Annotated in this window: 16 protein-coding genes; 6 read left to right on the top strand and 10 right to left on the bottom strand. The window is 69.8% G+C overall.

Annotation, left to right across the window (positions count from 1 at the left end; genetic code table 11):
- Nucleotides 1–106 precede the first annotated feature (106 nt).
- Together ABEU20_RS06570 and ABEU20_RS06575 are read left to right on the top strand one after the other, a co-directional pair.
- Entirely contained in the window at nucleotides 107–793 is a 687-nt protein-coding gene (locus ABEU20_RS06570; protein WP_456300330.1) for a response regulator, read from the top strand.
- Entirely contained in the window at nucleotides 790–2,202 is a 1,413-nt protein-coding gene (locus ABEU20_RS06575) for a sensor histidine kinase (protein WP_420163593.1), read from the top strand. The genes ABEU20_RS06570 and ABEU20_RS06575 overlap by 4 nt, the downstream gene beginning before the upstream one ends.
- On the opposite strand, the gene ABEU20_RS06580 is transcribed toward ABEU20_RS06575, so the two are convergent.
- Together ABEU20_RS06580 and ABEU20_RS06585 are read right to left on the bottom strand one after the other, a co-directional pair.
- Nucleotides 2,147–3,616 (bottom strand): NAD-dependent epimerase/dehydratase family protein, encoded by a 1,470-nt coding sequence (locus tag ABEU20_RS06580; protein WP_420163594.1) that lies wholly within the window; start codon nucleotides 3,614–3,616, stop codon nucleotides 2,147–2,149. The two genes, ABEU20_RS06575 and ABEU20_RS06580, sit on opposite strands and share 56 nt — an antisense overlap.
- Nucleotides 3,613–4,827, bottom strand: a complete 1,215-nt coding sequence (locus tag ABEU20_RS06585; RefSeq protein WP_420163595.1) for an aminotransferase class I/II-fold pyridoxal phosphate-dependent enzyme — start codon at nucleotides 4,825–4,827, stop codon at nucleotides 3,613–3,615. The genes ABEU20_RS06580 and ABEU20_RS06585 overlap by 4 nt, the downstream gene beginning before the upstream one ends.
- A 277-nt stretch (nucleotides 4,828–5,104) precedes the next feature.
- Here ABEU20_RS06585 and ABEU20_RS06590 point away from each other — a divergent pair, with 277 nt between their 5' ends.
- On the top strand, nucleotides 5,105–6,229 hold the full coding sequence (locus ABEU20_RS06590) for an acyl-CoA dehydrogenase (RefSeq protein ID WP_420163596.1): 1,125 nt from the start codon (nucleotides 5,105–5,107) through the stop codon (nucleotides 6,227–6,229).
- A gap of 2 nt (nucleotides 6,230–6,231) precedes the next feature.
- On the opposite strand, the gene ABEU20_RS06595 is transcribed toward ABEU20_RS06590, so the two are convergent.
- Both ABEU20_RS06595 and ABEU20_RS06600 read right to left on the bottom strand, forming a co-directional pair.
- Nucleotides 6,232–6,546 carry a hypothetical protein gene (locus ABEU20_RS06595; protein ID WP_420163597.1) on the bottom strand — a complete coding sequence of 105 codons (315 nt, stop codon included), beginning with the start codon at nucleotides 6,544–6,546 and terminating at the stop codon, nucleotides 6,232–6,234.
- A 128-nt stretch (nucleotides 6,547–6,674) separates the two neighbouring features.
- Entirely contained in the window at nucleotides 6,675–7,652 is a 978-nt protein-coding gene (locus tag ABEU20_RS06600; protein WP_420163598.1) for a DUF2889 domain-containing protein, read from the bottom strand.
- Between the two features lie 227 nt (nucleotides 7,653–7,879).
- On the opposite strand from ABEU20_RS06600, the gene ABEU20_RS06605 reads away from it, so the two are divergent.
- Nucleotides 7,880–10,444 (top strand): LuxR C-terminal-related transcriptional regulator, encoded by a 2,565-nt coding sequence (locus ABEU20_RS06605; protein ID WP_420163599.1) that lies wholly within the window; start codon nucleotides 7,880–7,882, stop codon nucleotides 10,442–10,444.
- Between the two features lie 45 nt (nucleotides 10,445–10,489).
- On the top strand, nucleotides 10,490–12,106 hold the full coding sequence (locus ABEU20_RS06610; protein WP_420163600.1) for an MFS transporter: 1,617 nt from the start codon (nucleotides 10,490–10,492) through the stop codon (nucleotides 12,104–12,106).
- Nucleotides 12,107–12,110: 4 nt separating this feature from the next.
- On the opposite strand, the gene ABEU20_RS06615 is transcribed toward ABEU20_RS06610, so the two are convergent.
- The 6 genes from ABEU20_RS06615 to ABEU20_RS06640 all read right to left on the bottom strand — a co-directional run bounded on the left by ABEU20_RS06615 (nucleotide 12,111) and on the right by ABEU20_RS06640 (nucleotide 17,683).
- Nucleotides 12,111–13,028 (bottom strand): urease accessory protein UreD, encoded by a 918-nt coding sequence (locus ABEU20_RS06615; protein WP_420163601.1) that lies wholly within the window; start codon nucleotides 13,026–13,028, stop codon nucleotides 12,111–12,113.
- Nucleotides 13,025–13,639: an urease accessory protein UreG gene (ureG, locus tag ABEU20_RS06620; RefSeq protein WP_420163602.1), complete on the bottom strand. Its 615-nt coding sequence runs from the start codon at nucleotides 13,637–13,639 to the stop codon at nucleotides 13,025–13,027. The genes ABEU20_RS06615 and ureG overlap by 4 nt, the downstream gene beginning before the upstream one ends.
- A gap of 20 nt (nucleotides 13,640–13,659) precedes the next feature.
- Nucleotides 13,660–14,349 (bottom strand): urease accessory protein UreF, encoded by a 690-nt coding sequence (locus ABEU20_RS06625; RefSeq protein WP_420163603.1) that lies wholly within the window; start codon nucleotides 14,347–14,349, stop codon nucleotides 13,660–13,662.
- Between the two features lie 7 nt (nucleotides 14,350–14,356).
- Nucleotides 14,357–16,528 carry an urease subunit alpha gene (gene ureC, locus ABEU20_RS06630; protein ID WP_420163604.1) on the bottom strand — a complete coding sequence of 724 codons (2,172 nt, stop codon included), beginning with the start codon at nucleotides 16,526–16,528 and terminating at the stop codon, nucleotides 14,357–14,359.
- Nucleotides 16,529–16,632: 104 nt separating this feature from the next.
- The gene (locus ABEU20_RS06635; RefSeq protein WP_420163605.1) at nucleotides 16,633–17,373 is read right to left on the bottom strand and encodes a sirohydrochlorin chelatase; all 741 of its coding nucleotides are present in this window, start codon (nucleotides 17,371–17,373) and stop codon (nucleotides 16,633–16,635) included.
- A 4-nt stretch (nucleotides 17,374–17,377) separates the two neighbouring features.
- Nucleotides 17,378–17,683: an urease subunit gamma gene (locus ABEU20_RS06640; RefSeq protein ID WP_420163606.1), complete on the bottom strand. Its 306-nt coding sequence runs from the start codon at nucleotides 17,681–17,683 to the stop codon at nucleotides 17,378–17,380.
- Between the two features lie 344 nt (nucleotides 17,684–18,027).
- Here ABEU20_RS06640 and ABEU20_RS06645 point away from each other — a divergent pair, with 344 nt between their 5' ends.
- On the top strand, nucleotides 18,028–19,635 hold the full coding sequence (locus ABEU20_RS06645; RefSeq protein ID WP_420163607.1) for an ABC transporter substrate-binding protein: 1,608 nt from the start codon (nucleotides 18,028–18,030) through the stop codon (nucleotides 19,633–19,635).
- Nucleotides 19,636–19,659: the final 24 nt, after the last annotated feature.

The following is a 19,659-nucleotide window of genomic DNA, read 5'->3' on the forward strand; positions in this document are numbered from 1 at the left end:
CCACCGTCGCGTCCGGGTGTCCGGATTCTGCGGGCGTTTCGTCACCGTTCTGCTACAAGGTGTGGCGCCGATTGTGACGCGGCCCGCGGTCGGGAGGATGGGCGGCATGACTGCGGTGTTGCTGATCGAGGACGACGACAACCTGCGCGACGCGCTGAGCCTCGCGCTGCACCGCTACGGGCACGTCGTGACGTCCGCGGCCAGCGGTGAGGCCGGGCTGGCGGCGCTCGCGGACGGGTCGCCCGGCATCGTCGTGCTCGACGTGATGCTGCCCGGCGTCGACGGGTTCGAGGTGTGCCGGCGCATCCGCGCCCGCAGCGGTGTCCCGATCATCATGCTCACCGCGCGCAGCGAGGACGTCGACGTCGTGTCGGGGCTCGAGACCGGCGCCGACGACTACGTGGTCAAGCCCGTGCAACCGCGCATCCTCGACGCCCGCATCAAGGCCGTGCTGCGCCGCACCCCGGCTGCACCCGCGCCCGGCTCCGCACGCGAGGTCCACGGCGACCTCGTCATCGATCGCGACACCCTGACCATCACCGAGGGCATCCGGCACCCCGAGCTCACCCGCACCGAATGGCAACTGCTGCTGGCCCTCTCGGAACGCCCCGGCCAGGTGTTCTCCCGCGAGCAACTGCTCGAGAAGGTGTGGGGCTTCGATCACCTCGGCGGGTCGCGTCTGGTCGACGCCTGCGTCCAGCGCCTGCGCGCGAAGATCGAGAAGGAACCGTCGAATCCCTGTTACGTGCAGACTGTTCGCGGCTTCGGCTACCGGTTCGGACCCGTCTCGTGAGAATTCGACGCCCGGGGTTGCAGGCCCGCCTCACGGCCCTCGTCGCGGTGATCGCGCTGGTCGCCGCGGTGGCGACGTCCGCCGCGGTGTACCTGCAGGCGCGTGCCAACATCTTCTCGACCGCGCAGGACCAGATCCTGAGTAACTTCGCCGACACCCTCGACTCCGCGGCGCCCTGGATCGGAGAGCGTCCGACCCGACGAGAGCTGTCCGAGTTCAGCGGTCTCGGGGACGGGAGCATGGCCTGGTCCGGCGACGTCCGCACCGACACGTGGCCCCTCGGCGTCCCTTCCCCACCACCGGAACTGCTGGCTCGCCTCGAGCAGTCGGTGTTACCGGTGTTCCAGCGCGCCGACAATGGCGGCACGCCGCTCTTCTACGTCGGTGGGCGCGTCGGAGATCCCGAGCTGCCCCTGGGCCGGCCGACGTTCGTCGCCGCCGTGTTCGGCCTGGGCGAGGCCCAAGCGCAGATCGATTCGCTCGAGCGCCGTGCGGCGGCGGTCGCCGTCGTCGTCTCGGCACTCGCCGCGTTGGCCGGGCTGTGGACCGCACGCCGACTCGTGCTGCCACTGCGCCGGCTCAACGCCGCCGCCGCGGCCCTCGTCCCCGGCCGGCCCCGTCAGGAACTCACCGCCGGCGCCAGCCACGAACTGTCCGAGCTGGTGGCGACCTTCAACCGCTCCGCGGCCGAACTCGATCGCACCGTCGCCGATCTCGCCGCGAAGGAGGCCGACGCGCGGAGGTTCGTCGCCGACGTCTTCCACGAACTCCGCACACCGCTCGCGGCGCTGGTCGCGGTCGCCGAGGTCCTCGAGGAGGACGCCGACTCGATGGCGCCGGACACCGCTCGCGCGGCCCGTATCGTCAGCCGCGGCACCGAACGGCTCTCCCGGCTCACCGAGGACGTCATCGAGATCTCACGATTCGACACCGGCCGGGCCGATCTGGTCCGCGAACCGTACGACCTCGTCGAGGTCGTCCGGGAGTCGTTGTCCACCCGGGGTTTCGAGTCCCGGGTACTACTCGGGGCCGACGGCGCAGTCCCGTGCCGGGTGGACCGCCGACGCATCGACATCGTGGTCGGGAATCTCGTGGCGAACGCGTTCGCGCACGGACATCCGCCCGTGGAGGTCGCCGTGTACCTCGACGGCGCCGCCGCGGTGATCGCCGTGACCGACCACGGCGCACCCATCCCGGAGGACGTGCGAGCGCACCTGTTCGAGCGGTTCTACAAGGCCGACGCATCGCGCGGCCGGACCGACGGCAGCGGAATCGGTCTCGCCCTCGCCGAGGAGAACGTGACGCTGCACGGCGGAACGATCACCGTGACGTCTGGTTCCACGGGAAACACGTTCACGGTTCGACTACCCCACGCAGCACACGGGGCAGCAGCGGATCGGCAGGGTTGACCGGCGAGCGGACAACGCGGCCGGTGACCCGTGCCCGGAGGCGCGTGATCCGACGGCCCCTCCGTCCCGCGGCCGTTCCCGGCACCCGAAGCACCGCCGGATTCCCGCCGAACCAGTCCCGGGCATACGACACCGCTGCCTCGAGGGCCTCCGCGACGGTCTCCGCTGTCAGTCGACCACGCGGGCCGGTGCTCAGCCCGTGCCCCGGAAGGTCGAGCAGCACCACGTGGAATCCCTCGCGTGCCAGCGCCGCCGCCGTGTCCGTCAGGTAGCGGGCGTGCAACCCCGGCGGCACCGGAACCACCAGGGTCCGCCCGGAACGATCCGGCCCGGCGGCGTGAACCTCCAGGTGCACCGAGCCGTCCCGGAGCCCGACGTGAGCGTGCTCGAGCCGTCCGGTGTCGGCGGCCGTGAACGTGGTGGCCGGTTCCAGTGCGGCCTCACACGCAACCCGACGCCGCGGCGCGTCCACACCGCGCAGCAACGCCTTTCCCCGCAGCAGGATCATCACCGCCGCCGCCTCACGGGCCGTCAACGTCGGCCGCCACCCCGTTGCGGCGGCGAATCGCCGCGAACTGACCACCGTCTCGCCGGCGGTCACCCACTGCCCGGAGAAACGGCTCAGTCCCAACCGGAACGCGAGGTCAGCGGCGACGATCGCGGGCCGCTCGGGCACGTCGAACAGGCGCTGGCCCTGCATGGCCGCGAGGTCACGCACCATCACCCACCCGTCCGGACCGACGTTGAACGGCCCACTCAGGTCGTGTTTGACCGCTCGATGGAAGGCATCAGCGAGGTCGCGCTCGTGCAGGAACTGGTAGGCGGCCTCGTCGGCACGGGGGAACGCGCCGACCGACGCGGTGAGCTGATCGATGCCGTCATTCGAGAAGTTCGGCCCGACCACGTACGTGGACCGCAGCAACGAGACGGCCATTTCGCCGGGATGGCGGCGCAGCCACCACTCGACGTAGTGCTCCACCTCGGCCTTGTCGTGGAAGTAGTAGCGATCGGGATCACCCGACGGATAGACGCTCTCGTCGACCGGCTTCGGCCTCATCTCGGGTCCGTACGCGTTGACGCTCGATGCCACCACGACCCGTCGGGCGCCGGCACGGTACGCGGAGTCGATCACGTTGCGGGAGCCGCGAAGGTTGATGTCATGGGTCTCGGCCTTGTCGCGGATCTCCTCCACCACGAACGCGAGGTGCACGACCACGTCGCACCCTCGAAACAGCTCGACGAGCCGATCCGAGCGGATGTCCATGCGTACGGACTCGAGCTTCGCGTTCACGATCCTGGGCGCGCTACGAGACACTCCGACAACCGATTCCACGTCCGGATCGGCGAGCAGGACCGGCAGGATCACGGCGGCGAAGTCGCTCGTCGCCCCGGTGACGGCGATCCGCAGACTCACGACGAACCCTCCGCCACGGTCTGTGTGATGACGTCCACCGCGGAACGAATCTGGGCGTCGGTGTGGGAGGCCATGACACACAGCCTCAACATCGCCCCGGTCCGCGGCACCGCAGGATGCAGCGCCGCGCTCGCGAAGATGCCGCGATCGAAGAGTCTGCGCCACAACGCGATCGCCTCCATCTCGTCACCGACGTGCAGCGCGACGATCGGGGAGACGGTTCCGGTCCCGTCCGGCAGGGCCGATTCCGCCCCGACGTCGAGGCCCGCAGCGGCGAGGCCGCTCCGCAACGTCGACGCGTTCGCGAGTGCCCGATCGGCACGCTGCGCGCCCTCGTCGCTGCGGATCAACCGCACCGCCGCCAGCGAGGCACCCACCGCGGCCGGCACGCCGGACGTCGTGAAGAGGAAGGCCCTCGCATGGATCCGGAGCGAATCCAGCAGATCGTGCGACCCGGCAATGAATCCTCCCGTGGAACTGGGACTCTTCGAGAGCGAGGCCATCCGGATGTCGGTGGATTCGGCCACCCCGAACAGTTCTGCGGCGCCTGTGCGCCGGCTGCCGAACACACCTAGGCTGTGGGCCTCGTCGACCATGAGCGCCGCGCGGTGACGCGTGCACGTGGCCGCGATCTCTCCGAGCGGCGCCAGATCGCCCTCCATCGAATACAACCCGTCGACGACCACGAGAACCGCTCCGCCGCCCTCGACGGGTTCGGAGAGCACGCTCTCCAGATCGGCCACGTCGTTGTGCCGGAACTTGCGGACCGTCGCACCCGACAGCACGGCGCCGTCCCGGATCGACGCGTGCGCCGCCGCGTCGACGACGATCACGTCGCCCTTGCCGGCGATCGCGCTGATGGTCCCGAGATTGGTCTGGTAGCCGGTCGTGAAGACCACCGCCCCGTCGGTTCCGTGCCAGTCGGCGATCTCCGCCTCGAGATCGAGGTGGAGATCCATGGTGCCGTTGAGGAGTCGGCTCCCGGTGACGGCACCGCCGAACCGGTCGAGAGCATCCTGCGCTCCCTGCCGGATCGCCGGATGATCGGCAAGGCCCAGGTAGTTGTTCGAGCCGAGCATGATCCGATCGGCGCCCTCGACCCGCACGACGGGCCCGGCCGCCGACTCCATCACCCGGAAATACGGATTCACGTCGGAGTCGCGGGCCGCCCGCAACAGGTCCACCCGCTCATCGTCATCCAATCGCCGCATCAAACGGTTCGTCACCATCGTTTCGAATCTCCTGACAGTCGTCTGGTTCCCGAGTGCTGCTCCGGCGAGTGATTCGGAGGACGAGCACACACGGATTGCCTGACGCAGGAAACGGCGTGAATTGTGTGCGATGTCCGAAACACGAGGAAAGCAAGACGATTTCGCGCGACAAGCTTGGAGCCGACCCATCCGCCCTCGCTGCCGCTCCGAATCACCGGGTGCACGATCCGCCGACCGGATGAACCCACAAGTCCGGCCCCAACCGCAGAGGAGTGCCATGACCCGCCTGTTGAGCCGCGAACGCGAAACACTGCAGTCGTACCTGCCCGGTCTCGTCGACTACCTGGACCGCACCCCGCTACTCGAACTCGAACGCAGAGGCAGCGACATCATCGGACAGTTCCGTGCCAGCGGAGGCACCGCACTGACCATCCCCGAAGACGAGGGCGGACTGGGCGCATCGGCGCTGGAGGCGGTTCGCGCGCAGCGGGCGATCGGAAGCCGCTCACCGTCGCTCGGCGCCGCAGGCACGATGCACCACCTCTCGCTGGCCACCCTCGGCGAGTTCGCGCGCCAGTCCACGGACGAGGACCGCGCACTCGTCCGCTCGCTGGTCGAACAGCGGACGGTGATCGCGTCGGGCTTCTCCGAGGGCGTCACCGGCGGCAGCGTCTTCGTCCCGACGATGCGCGCCGAGCGCCGTGGCGACACCTATGTGGTGAACGGCAGCAAGAAGCCGTGCAGCCTGTCCGCGTCCATGGACCTGCTCACGGCCAGCGTCGCGGTGGATTCCGGGGAACGTGCGATTGCTCTGATTCCCGCCGGCGCGGCGGGGATCACGGTGCGCCCGTTCTGGGACAGTCCTGTACTCGCCGGTGCCGAGAGCGACGAGATCGTCCTCGAAAATGTCGAGGTCCCTGCGGATTTCGTGCTCCTCAACGGCGCCGACGACCCGGACGGTCGCCACGAGATGACCGGCTACCTGTGGTTCGGGATGCTGGTGAGCGCGAACTACCTGGGAGCGGCGAGCGCGCTGCTCGAGCGACTGCTCGCCGCCGACAAGGGCGACTTCGAGGGCTACACCCGTGCTGCCGCCGACATCGAGGCGGGCATGGCAGCCGTCGAGAGCATCGCACGGGCGGTCGATGCCGGTGAGCGCGGCCAGGACATCTCGGTCCGGTTACTTCTGTGCCGCATATCCATCCGTGAGGCCCTGGTCCGCGCGACCGCGGTCGCCATCGAATCGCTCGGCGGCATCGCCTTCATCAAGTCGCCCGACATCGCGTACCTCGCCGCGGCGATCCATGCCTTCGCATTTCACCCTCCGTCGCGGCGCTCGGTGTCCGAGTCACTGGCCCGCTACCACGCGGGTGACGAGTTCGCGTTCGTCCGGACCCAGTAGCGTCAGCTACCCACGAACGCCCCGAACGACCCGAGATCGAGCAGGACCGCCGACCCGCTGCACGACAGCCCGAAGGCCGCGGACGACACCGGCGTAGACCACTCCGACCCGAGGCCCGTCGACAGCGACCCGGACGACGCCGATCCGGTGGCAGTACAGTCCTCCGCCTCGGCTGTCGACACTTCCTCCGTCGGCGTCCCCGGGACGCCGACGGGCTCACCCGATGCCGGCATCGCGAATGCCAGCATCCCCGCCAGGGCGGCACACACGGGCGCCGCGGCCCTCCCTGCGAGCAGACCTCTTCCACCGATTTCCACGGGCGCTCCTTCTCGAACGATCGGATGCGACGCGGCGGGACTCGGCTGCTGCACCGTCGACCTCTCCCACCAGCACTCGCATCATGACGCGCCGTGGCAGCCGAGTATCGACAATCGGACGAATTCGGTCAGTGAGCGATGCTTCGCAGCAGGTCGTTGAGGTGCGTGCACGTCTCGGGGCCACGGAAGCCGCGGCGCACGTCGGCCTCGACGTCGCTCAACGCGGTCCCGACGAGCCGCCCGGCGCTGGCCACGGCCCCCGGGCAGTCGGACCACGGCAACACCCGGGGCGTGGCCGTCGCCTCCCGGACGACACCGGTCGCGGCGTCGGCGGTGACCGTGAGTTCGTACTCGTGGATCACCGTCTCGACCCCGTCGGCGCGGACGTAGGTGTCGCGGAACATCGCGTCGAAACGAATTTCGCCGTGCCCGGTCCGGCGATCGATCCTCCGGCGGCGGCGCATCGCGTGGATGCCGAGCGGCGGGGGCGTGCGCCCGAAGGCGTCGTCGAGCGGGGGTGCGACGGGACCGTCCGCGACCGGGCTACGGCCCCGCACGGCGATCGTGGTGATGAGCGCGCCCCCGTCCACGTAGCCGGCACACTGGTCGCCGACCGGAACGTAGCCGGTGCCGCCCGCGCCGGCGAGCGGATCCAGCGCGCGTTCGGCCGACACCGCATGCCCGGAGATCAGCGTCCCCAGCGGCACGTCGTCGAGCAACTGCGCCAGCGGCGCATCCACCGTGCCGGTGTGTCCGGTGACGACGGCGCCGACCCGACCCCGGAATCCGGCGATCGCCGACGCACCGACGAGGGTCTGAAGTCCTGGCAGGTCGGGGGACGTCGCGATGCGGGTCAGGGTCCGGCCGCCGTGATAGTCGACGGCCCCGTCGAGAGCCGCGGTCGACCGCGTGGACACCGCGCCCTCCGAGTCGATCTCGAACTCCCACGCCCGCCCGCTCAATTCGAGCATGCCTTCCGCACCGTCCGGACGCGACAGGTCGAGACGGGAGACCAGCCGCAGCGAGCCCGGTCGAACGACAGGAACGTCGGCGCGCGGCCCGCGGACGCAACCGTGCAACGCGGGATCCGGGGAGTTCTCACTCATGGGATCGACCGTGCCCCATGCCGTACGCAGCGATCAAGCGCGGGTCTCAACGGGTGGAAAGTAGAGGGTAGCGAATGTCCGATCCGGTGCAGTTTGCAATGATCGTACGAAAGAGGTTTGTGGAGAGACGTCTCGAAGCCCGCCGCCGTCGTCGCGGGAATCGTGCGAACCGAGGCCGGGGGGTGTTTCAGATGAGAGAGCGCCGACAGAACGGTATTACAGGTCCGATGCCGAGCCGTAGCTCGGCGTGGGCTCCGGCCCGCAAGCGACTGCTCGCCCGCCTGGACCGAAACTCGCCGATCACGGTCATCCGCGCCCCGCGCGGCTTCGGCAAGGTCGATCTCGTGGTGTCGTGGCTGGAGTCTGCGCGATCGGAATATCGTGCAGTGCTGTGGATTTCCGCGCCCACCGAACCGACGACGTCGGAGGAGTTCTGGCAGTCCGCGATGGAGCGCTTGCGGGCGGCGGGCATCATTGCGGGAGAGGCCGATCCGTGGCCGGAGGGAATGCCCGCAGCAGAGAAGGTTCGAGAGTGCCTCGCCCACTGCGGGGCACCGGTATTGCTCGTTCTGGTTCGTGTCGACCTGGTGCACGACGTCCGCATCGAGGACGAAATCCTGCACCTCCTCGATCGCTGCCACAACGTGAACATCGTCGCGACCGCCTGTGACAGGTCACTGTTCGGCGACCCGGTCGCGATGGAACCGACGCACGAACTGATCCTGGCGCGCGACCTGCTCTACACTCGCGACGACGCGGCGGAACTATTCGATCACGCCCAAATCTCGCTCGAGCCGGGCGAACTGGACTACATCCGTGGACGAGTCGGATCGCTGCCCGCACTGATGCGCATCGCACTCGTCGTCGCCAAGAATCTCCCCGACACGCCGGAACGCCGCGAATTGCTCGCGCGCCGCCTCGACGGAACGATCGCGCGATACGTGCAATCGACTGTGCTCGAACACCCTTCGATTGACGAAAGCCGCGACTTCGTCATCGCGGTCGCCACCGCGCGAATCATCACAGAGGAGACCGCCCGGCTGCTGACCGGAGTCGACGACGCCGTGCGCCGCCTCGAGATTCTCGAAACCGCCGGAATCGTCAACCATTGCGAGACAGCGGCCGAGGACGCCTGGGAGTTCGCCCCGGCCGTCCGCGACTGCCTCCTCGCGACGCAGGGACAGGTGGGCATCGACCGAGACGAGAAGCTCACCGCGCTGGCCCGCCACGAATTGCAGCGCGGGAACGTCGCGTCCGCGCTCGGCTACGCGGTCGAAGCGAAGAACTGGGACGTCGTGCTCGATCTGTTGGCCACCCATTGGGTGCGACTGATCGACAGCCACTTCGGGCTCCTGCGTTCGACGCTGAGCCACCTGCCCGCGGAACACCTCGACGCCCATCCCGCGATCAAGGCCGGGCGCGACCTGTTCACCCTGTTGGGCGCGCAGCCGACCATCCCCGCCGACGCCCTGCCCAGCCGGCCCGCGGCGCTCGAGCAGCTCGGCACCACCGAGCAGGCGCGCGACGCCCTGAGTGTCGGTTGCGTCCAGACCCTGATGCTGCGCCTCGGCGGTGAGCACGAGCGCGCCGCCGAAATGACCCGCCGGCTCGCTCATCTGGTCCGCGGCGCGCTCGATACCCGCCCCGACGACATTGCCGACCAGCTACCCGTGATGCGCCTCCAATGGGGGATCACCTACGAACTCGCCGGGGCGTTCGCGGAATCGGCGGTGGAGCTGCGTCTGGCCCACCGTGGGGCCCTGGCTCAGCGCATCGACTTCGTCGCCCGCAACGCCGCCGGAAACTCCGCCATGAACTGGGCGGTGATCGGCGAACCGAGACGCGCCGAGGAGTGGATCGAACTCGAGAACGCGCACCCCGACCCCGACGGCTGGCTCGAACCGATGGTCAAGGTGGGCGGCCTCGTGGCCCGCACCGTCGTGGCGCTCGACCGCCTCGACATCGCGGCCGCGGACCGCTGGCTCGACGAGCTGGGCGAGGCCTCCGAGCGCGAAGAACTGTGGCCCTTCATCACTTTGGCGCACTGCCGCCACGCCCTGGCGACCGGCCAGTCGTACGCTGGCATGGCCGTGCTGCAGCGGGCCATCGCGTCGCACTCCGCCATCCTCCGCGAGGGATCGACGGTCGCCGCCGCGATGACAGCGCTCGAGATCGAACTCCGCCTCGCCCTCGGCGAGGGCAACCGGGCCCTGTGGATGCTGGCGGAGCGCGAACTCACGCATCCGATCCTGCTGATCGCCGCCGCGCGTACCCACCTGCTCACCGGCAATCCCGCGACCGCCCTGGCGCTGTGCCGCAAGTGCGACTGGTTCAGCCACACCTTCACCCGTAGCCAACTCGACGCCCTGCTGATCGAGACGGCGGCGCACCACGCGCTGGGCGAGTACGCCGCGGCCGCCCAGTCGTGGGCACAGGCCACCGCGATCGCGGACCGCACCGGGCTGCTCTCGACGCTCGCGACCGTCCCGCGCACCCTGCTCGCGGAGCTGGACGCGTCGGCGCGCACTCCGTCGACGGCCGTGGCCGCTCTGCTCGCCTCGGACGCCCGCGAGGTGTTCCCGGCCGCAGTCCATCACGTGGAGCTCACCGAACGGGAACGAGCGGTGCTCGCCGAACTCGCCCGCGGCCTGTCGACCCTCGAGATCGCCCGCACCCTGTTCGTGTCGACCAACACGGTCAAGAGCCAGTTGCGCACGCTCTACCGGAAGATCGACGCGCACTCCCGCGAGGAAGCCCTCGAGATCGCCTACCGGACGGGCCTCATCGACTGAGGCCGATCGGCCGCGCGGCGTGCCCCCGCCCTGCTTCAATCGGGTATGCCTGAAAGCGTCGGACGCCCGACGGGATCCCGGGCCACACTGATCCTGGCGACACTGTCGGCAGGCCAGTTCCTGATGACGCTCGACAGTTCCGTCATGAACGTGTCGATGGCGATGGTCGCGTCCGACCTCGGCACCACGATCACCGGCATCCAGACGGCGATCACGCTGTACACGCTCGTCATGGCGACGCTGATGATCACCGGCGGGAAGATCGGCAGCATCATCGGTCGCCGACGGGCGTTCGGCATCGGTCTCGTCGTCTACGGCGCGGGTTCGCTCACGACCGCGCTGGCACCGAACCTGGGCGTGCTCCTGCTGGGGTGGTCCCTGCTCGAGGGCCTCGGCGCCGCCCTGATCATGCCCGCGATCGTCGCCCTGGTCGCCGCCAACTTCCCGCCCGAGAAGCGTTCGAGCGCTTACGGACTCATCGCCGCCTCCGGTGCTGTCGCGGTGGCCGCGGGCCCATTGATCGGCGGCGCCGTCACCACGTTCGCGTCGTGGCGGTACGTGTTCGCCGGCGAGGTGGTCCTCGTGATCCTGATCCTGCCGGTTCTGCGCCGGATCGAGGATGCCCCGCCGACGCGGGTCCGCCTCGACCTCGTCGGCTCGCTGCTGTCCGTCGTGGGCCTGGGCCTGGTGGTGTACGGCGTGCTGCGGTCCGGCGAGTGGGGTTGGCTGCACAGCCGCCCCGGCGGTCCCGAACTGCTGGGCCTGTCCCCGGTCTGCTGGCTCGTCCTCGCAGGCCTGCTGGTGGTCTACGCGTTCACCCGCTGGGAGTCGCGCCTGACCCACCGTGGCGGCGAACCCCTGCTCGACACCCGTCTGCTCGCCAACCGGCAGCTGTCCGGCGGACTGACGATGTTCTTCGCACAGTTCATGATTCAGGCAGGTGTCTTCTTCACCGTCCCGCTGTTCCTGTCGGTCGTGCTCGAGCTCAGCGCACTGCAGACCGGCGTACGTCTGCTGCCACTGTCGGTCGCCCTACTGCTGACCGCGGTCGGGATCCCGAAGCTGTGGCCGCACGCGAATCCACGTCGGGTCGTGCGACTGGGTCTGGCGTCGATGACCGTCGGCATCGCCATCCTGGCCGCCGGGATGGACCCGGGGGCGAATGCCGGGATCGTCGCGGTACCGATGCTGCTGATGGGTCTCGGACTGGGTGCGCTCGCGTCCCAGCTCGGCGCGGTCACGGTCTCCGCGGTGCCGGACTCGCGCAGCGCCGAGGTCGGTGGACTGCAGAACACCGCGACCAACCTCGGCGCGTCGCTCGGAACCGCGCTCATCGGCTCGGTGCTCATCGCGACCCTGAGCGCGTCGATCGTCGCCGGGATACAGGACGACCCGCGGGTGCCCGACACCGTCCAGGAACAGGCCACCACGGAACTCGCGAGCGGTGTCCCGTTCCTCAGCGACACCCAGCTGTCCGGGGCCCTCGACGAGGCCGGGGTGGAGCCGACGGTTGCCGACGCGGTCGTGTCGGCGAACACCGATGCCAGGCTGGAGGCCCTGCAGTCCGCGCTGTGGCTCGCGGCGTTGCTGACGGTCGCCGCGCTCTTCGGGACCGGACGGCTCCCCCGCACGTCGGTCGGCGGCGACGGCCACCGGCCGTGACCCGTCAGGTTCGGCGAATGTGCGGCGCCGGGACCCCGATCAGCAGCCGCCGGGCCGCGTCCCAGGAGCGGCGGACCACCGCGGCAACGGCCTCGGTCTCCGGACCGAGCACCCGAAGCCACACGCCACAGTCCTCCGGCAGGACGCTCACCCCCGCCCTGATCCCCTCCGGCGTGCCCTCGATCGCGCCGTGCACCGTGTCGGCGAGGGCACGGGCGTGCGCGAGCGGAGTGATCACGTACAGCGTGCCCATCACGTCGTGATCGCCGAAGACGGCAGGCCCGGTCACGCCGCCGTCCGACGGCTGCAGCCGAATCGTGTCGACCGCGAGCAGCGCACCGTCGGGGCGGACGACCTCGAGATCCGACGCGAACACGTCGTACTCGTGCTTCTCGTCGCGGGCCAGACGTCCGGCGAGCACCGTCTCCCCGAGGATCACGGTGGCCGACGGGTCGACGGTCACCGTGGTGCGCTGGTGCAGCCGCGCACCACCGAACGGGATCAGCGGCTCGGGCAGGTACTCGACGAACGCACCGGCGGCCGCCCGCAACGTCACCGTCTGCGTCGCGTAGTCGGTGTCCATCCGCTGCACCTTGGTCGAGGCCTGCGTCGTCAGGTGCACGGAGGTGTCGGGGCCACAGTCGATGTCGAGTCTCATCCGGTCGCCCTGGACCAGGCCGCCGCCGGTCGACATCAGGTACACCACCGGCAGGTCGGGACGTTCCGGGTCGACGTACAGCGGCCGCATGATCTGCAGTGGCGGCTGCTGCCGGTGCTGCGACAGCTCGGTCCGGCCACCGACGTGGACGAAACCGAGCTCGAGGACGCCGTCCTTGCCGGGACTGCCGGCCGGCAGCGTCTCGGGTGTCCCCGCGTAACCGGCCACGATCTCCGGGACGTCGCCGTTCTCGCCCCCGGTCACGGTTGCTTCCTGAACGTGTCGAGGAAGTCCGCGATGGCATCGAGACCCTGCCCGGTCAGGCAGTTCGTCAACTGCACCGGACGCCCGTCACGGACCCGGTACGCGTCGGACTCCATGACGGCCACGTCGGTGCGGACGTACTGCGCGATGTCGATCTTGTTGATCACCAACAGATCCGACTCGGTGATGCCCGGTCCGCGCTTGCGCGGCATCTTCTCGCCCTCGGCGGTGTCGAGGACGAACAGGAACAGATCGACCAGCACCGGACTGAACGTCAGTGTCAGATTGTCGCCGCCCGACTCGTAGAGGAGCGTGTCGACGTCCGGAAACTGTTCCAGCAGTTCGGCGCCCGCCGCGAGGTTCATCGTCGGGTCGTCCCGCACGGCGGTGTGCGGGCACGCGCCCGTCTCCACGCCCACGACGCGCGCCGGATCGAGGATCCCGTCGAGCGTGCGCCGGACGTGCTCGGCGTCCTCCTGTGTGTAGATGTCGTTGGTGATCACCGCCGGACGGTGCCCCCGTGCGGTCAGCACCGGAACCAGCGCCTCGATCAGCGCCGTCTTGCCCGAACCCACCGGGCCACCGATCCCGACCCGCAGAACGTCGGTCATGTCTTCTCCTTCCTGTGGTGTCAGCTGACGAACAGGCGGGCGTCGGCCCGCTCGTGTCCGGCCGACATGACGTCGGCGACGGGCGTGCACCCGCCGAGATCGTTCAGGTCGCGGCTCAGTGCGGCCGCGGTCACCTCCCCGATCACCGGGGCGGCGTCGGCGAGGATTCGTTGCGCTCGAATGTGATCGGTGAGTCGCAGCCGCAGCGCGGCACCGACGAGACTGGCCGAGAACGCGAACAGGTCACCGGCCACCGCCTGTGCGACGTCCACCCCGCACGCCGCCGCGACCACCCCGGTGACGACCGGCTGGGTCCCGGGGGAACGTTTGGCGGCGACGTCCTCGCCGAACCGCTCGATGCCGGGACGGCCGAACGTCTCCCGCGCGACCGAGAGCATCTGATGGCCGGTCCGGGTACAGGCACGCCGCAACTCCCGGTTGAGCTTGGTGGCGTGCAGGCGGCGGTCCACTCGGTGCAGCGCCTCCCGGTCGCCGTCCCGGACCGCGTTGTGTGCGAGCGCCAGTGCCGTCGCGTCGGCGGGCCCGACGGAATGCCGCAACAGATCCACCAGCAGATCCGGGAGCGTCTCCGGCGTCACCGATCCCGCCTGTGCGTACCCCTCGAGCCCGTGCGAGAGCGTGTAGAACCCGGCCGGGAAGGCCGAATCGGTGAGTTGCAGTGTCACGAGCAGAGCTGCCACGTCGGTCATGCCGGCCTCACACGATGTAGAACAGCTGGGTGAGCGGAAGGCGTTGCGCCGGAGCGATCGTGACGGTCTCGCCGTCCGCGCGGACGTGGTAGGTGTCCGGGTCGACGGTGATGTGCGGCGTCGCCGTGTTGCGCACCATGTCCTTCTTGCCGACCGAACGGCAGCCGCGCACCGCGACGACCGGGCTCTGCAGGCCCAACTGCTCGGGTACCCCCGCGTCGAGCGCCGCCTGCGACACGAACGTCAGCCGGGTCGCGCGCATCGCGGCACCCAGCGCCCCGTACATGGGGCGGTACCGCACCGGCTGCGGCGTCGAGATCGAGCCGTTGGGGTCGCCCATGAGCGACCAGCAGATCAGCCCGCCCTTGAGCACGAGGCTCGGCTTGGCGCCGAACGAATGGACCGGCCACAGCACGATGTCCGCCAGCTTGCCGGGTTCGAGCGAGCCCACGTGGTCGGCGACGCCCGCCGCGAGCGCCGGATTGATCGTGGTCTTCGCGACATACCGCAGGATCCGGTTGTTGTCGTTGCGCGACGTCCCGTCCGGCGCGGTGTCCTCGGGCAGTGGACCCCGCTGATCCTTGCAGTGGTGGGCCGTCTGGATCGCCCGCGTCCACGTCTCGCCGACCCGGCCCATCGCCTGCGAGTCGGACGAGAAGATCGAGATGACGCCGTCGTCGTGCAGCACCGTCTCCGCCGCGATCGTCTCCGCCCGCACCCGCGAATCCGCGAACGAGACGTCCTCGGGGATGTCGTGCCGCAGATGGTGGCACACCATCACCATGTCGAGCAGTTCGTCGACGGAGTTCACGGTGTACGGCAGGGTCGGGTTGGTCGACGCCGGAAGCACATTCGACTCGCCGGCGATACGCAGGATGTCCGGGGCATGTCCGCCGCCCGCGCCCTCGGTGTGGAACGTGTGGATGGTCCGGCCGTCGATCGCGGCGAGCGTGTCCTCGTAGAAGCCCGACTCGTTGAGTGTGTCGGCGTGGATCGCCACCTGGATGTCCATGTCGTCGGCGACCCGCAGCGCGGCATCGATCGTCGCAGGCGTGGCACCCCAGTCCTCGTGGATCTTGATCCCGCACAGGCCCGCCGCGACCTGTTCGGCCATCGCCTCCGGCAACGACGTCGCCTTCCCCAGTAACCCGACGTTCACCGGCAGTTCCTCGACGGCCTGCAACATCCGGCCGATGTGCCACGGCCCCGGCGTGCAGGTGGTGCCCTTGCTGCCGTCGGCCGGACCGGTGCCACCGCCGATCATCGTGGTCACCCCGTTGGTGAGCGCCTCCTCCACCTGCTGCGGCGCCAGGAAGTGCACGTGGGTGTCGACGGCGCCGGCGGTCGCGATGAGGTGCTCACCCGAGATCACCTCGGTGCCAGGACCGATCACCAGGTCCGCGTCCACCCCGTCCTGTGTGCGCGGATTTCCGGCCTTGCCGATTCCTACGATGCGCCCGTCGCGGACACCGAGGTCGCCCTTGACGACCCCGAGCACCCCGTCCAGCACCACCACATTGGTGATCACCAGGTCGAGAGCCCCGGACGCGGCCGTCGCGGCGGGATCCTGCGCCATGCCGTCGCGGATGGCCTTGCCGCCGCCGTACACCGCCTCGTCACCGAACGCACCGGCGTTGCAGTCGCGTTCGACCTCGACGACGAGGTTGGTGTCGGCGAGCGTGAACCGGTCGCCGACGGACGGCCCGAACAGGTCCACGTACGTGCGGCGCGGCAGGACGGCCGGCTCCGGCTCACGACGATCGGCGGCGCGGTCGCCGTCCGAATCGTCGGCGGCGGAGAGGAAACCGCGCTCGACCGCTCGCCGGAACACCCCGGCGCGGACGTCGGGGTCGTCGAGCGCCACGACGCGGTCACCGCCGTCGTGGACCAGTCCGGCGAACCCGGCGAGCTCACGGGTGCCGCCGAACCCGCACAGTGTCACGGTGCGGGTGTCCCCCGGCTCGAAGCGGACCGCCGTGCCCGACGCGATGTCCAGGTGCATCCCGTACGCGGCGGCTCGATCGAACCGCAGCGCCCGGTTGACCTCGAAGAAGTGGTAGTGCGAGCCCACCTGTACCGCGCGGTCGCCGATGTTCGACACGGTGACCACGACTCGCCGGCGACCGGCATTGAGGGGCACCGGTTCGTCGGCGTACAGGTACTTTGCTCCCTCCGTCATGTGGTGTCGTGTCCTTTCCTGCGGGTCCTACCCGCCGCTGCGAAAACGAATGAAGAAGCCGACTCCCGGAGGTCCGGGAGTCGGTGAGTGGTATTCGGTGGTGTCTAGTGGCCGTGGCCGTGGCCGTGGCCGGGCCCGTGGCTGTGTGCGAAGCCGTGCCCGTGCTCGGCGTCCAGTCCGTCTGCAATTCCGTCGTGGCCGTGTGCCAGATCGTGCAGGGCAGCGGCCACCCGGGCCTCGACCACCCCACGCAACGCCGCACCGGTGAGTAGGGGGCCGCCGTCCGCGACCCCGGACGGTAGCGGCGGTCCCGCGCCGAGCCAGGCCGGGAGAACCGCGATCTGCCGGGCACCCAGTCGGCGGCATCGGTCGACACCATCGTCGAGGTCGGGGTCTCCGCCCAGCAGGGCCACCTCCACCAGACCCGAGGAGCCGAATTGTCGCACCAGCCTGGCGATTCGGAACAGCTCGGCGTCCTCGAACGGAGTTCCGCTCGGCGCGACCACCAACAGGGCGTCCGACGACGTCGCCGCGGCCCGGCCGCGCAACCACCCGACCAGGTGGTCTGCCTCCCCCAGCGGGGACGACAACACGAGGGGGGACGAATTCGATTCCCTGCGTGCCCAACTCAGTGCGCGTGCCGCGTCGGCCACCAGGCCCGGGTCGCGCCCGAGGGTCATCGGCACGACACAGATGGGGTCGGGGGATGCCGCCAGCGCGGTGTCGATCGCGGCGGTCAGGGCACGACCACCTGCGACGACGGTCCAGTCGGACGAGACGGACCGCAGGTGGTCGGGGTCGGGGCACTCGTGCCCGCACACGAGGATCACGTTCACGGCGGCCACCTGCTCACCCGCCGATCGGGTCGTGGCACGAGACCAGTTTGGTGCCGTCGACGAAGGTGGCCTCCACCTGCACGAGTTGGGTCATGTCGCGAACACCCGGCATCACATCGCCGCTGGTCAGCACCTGCCGCCCCAGTTGCATGCACTCCGCGACGGTGCGGCCGTCCCGGGCACCCTCCACGATTGCCTCGCTGATGAGCGCGACGGCCTCGCCGTGGTTGAGCTGCAGTCCCCGGTCACGACGGCGCCGCGCGAGGTCGGCCACGACGTGGATGTACAGCTTGTCCATTTCGCGGGGACTGAGGTTCATGGCGAGCACTGTCCGTTCTCATCCCGAGGGATGTCTCGTTGGTGGGTGCCGCGAACCAGGGGGAGCGAGCGGAGCGATCCGTCGCGAGCGCGTGCAGCAGCGTCGATTCCTGGAATCTGGCGGTGCCCAACATCTTACAGATTCGCGCCGAGCTATCAAGCTCGGCCCTTTCCGAGGGAAGAGCCTGCTGAGAGGGGTAGCCGTCACCACCCCGCGTTCGGAATGTGGCCGTACCGAGTCGAATTCGACGAACCGACTTGCGCGGCACTGCTACCTTCTCATCTGAACAACCGCGCATATGTCGGTCTCGTTCCCCCTTCTCCACATCCACCCTCGGGAGGATCATGAAACTCGTTCCAGCTCTTTCCCTTTTCGCACTCGTACCGATTGCCCTGGTCGGATGCACCGCGCCGGCCTCCTCCCAGGCCGACGGCGGCGACGCCACGCTCGTCCTCGCCGACGGCTACGAACTGGGCAACTACAACCCCGTCGCCGGCTTCGGCGAGGCCGGCGAGGCCAAGGTCTACGACGGCCTGGTCCGGCTCACCGGCGGCCAGGACACCGGAATCCCGGCACTCGAGCCCGCGCTCGCGGCCGAGATGCCGGTACCCGACGCCGACGCGAAGGTGTGGACCGTCAGGATCCGCGACGGGGTCCGCTTCACCGACGGCACCACGTTCGGCCCGGAGGACGTCGTCGCCACGTATCGCGCGATTCTCGATCCCGCGTCGGCGTCGCCGCTGGCCACGTCGTACGACATGCTCGAGTCGGTGGAGGCCACCGGCCCGGACACCGTCGAGTTCCGGCTCGCATACCCGTACGCGCCGTGGCCCACCAAGCTGCTGCTCGGGATCGCGCCGTCCGAGCGGCTCACCGGCGGACCCGCCGAGCAGTCGCCGCTCAACAGCGCACCGGTGGGCACCGGGCCGTACAAGCTGGTGTCGTTGCGCGCCGACCAGGCCGTGTTCGAGGCCAACGACGACTACTGGGACGGCGCGCCGCAGGTGAAGAAGCTCACCGTGGTCTACGTGCCGGACGACAACGCCCGCGCCCAGCGGATGGCGGCCGGCGAACTCGACGGCGCCAACGTTCCACCGCTCCTGGCGAACACGTTCACCGGACGCGACGGCTACGAGGTGGTCGCCAACACGTCCGCGGACTGGCGCGGGGTGACGCTGCCCGCCGACAACCCGGTCACTGAAGACCCGGCGATGCGGATGGCGCTCAACCTGGCGGTCGACCGGGACGCGATGGTCGAGAGCATCCTCGGCGGTCACGGCCGGGCCGCGTCGACCCCGGTGCCGGAGGTGTACGGCGACTCCTACGAGGCGGACGCCGTGTTCGCGTTCGACCGCGACCGGGCGGAGCAGATCCTGTCCGACGCCGGCTGGGCGGCGGGCCCCGACGGGGTGCGCGCCAAGGACGGGGTCCGCGCCGAGTTCACAGTCATGTACTTCCCGCAGGACACGCTGCGCCGGGACCTGTCGCAGGCGTTCGCCTCCGACGCATCGAAGATCGGGGTGCGGGTGAACGTCGAGGCCGTGGATCGCAGCGTCTTCCCCGACCAGCTCACCGCCAAGGCCGGCCTGCTCGGCGGCGGCGACCTGCCGTACGACCCGGACACGCAGCTGTACTCGACGCTGCACTCGTCGTACGCGCGCCCCGGTGTCGGCAGTGGCTACGACAATGCCTCGAACTACGTGAACCCGCAGATCGACCGCGCCCTCGACGACGCCCGGCGCAGCATCGATCCCGCGGCCCGGGCCGCCGACTACCGCGCGGTGCAGACCGCCTACGTCGCCGACCCCGGTTACGTGATGCTGGTGTTCCTCGACCACACCTACGTGGTGCGCGGCAGCGACTGGACCGGCTCGGCGCCGATCCTCGAGCCGCACAGCCACGGCGTCAACTGGGGACCGTGGTGGAATCTGCGGGACTGGACCCGTTCGTGACGACGGACGCCGCACCAGCGGAGA

The sequence above is a fragment of the Rhodococcus parequi genome (assembly GCF_046042785.1).
In the GTDB taxonomy this organism is placed as follows: Bacteria; Actinomycetota; Actinomycetes; order Mycobacteriales; family Mycobacteriaceae; genus Prescottella; species Prescottella parequi.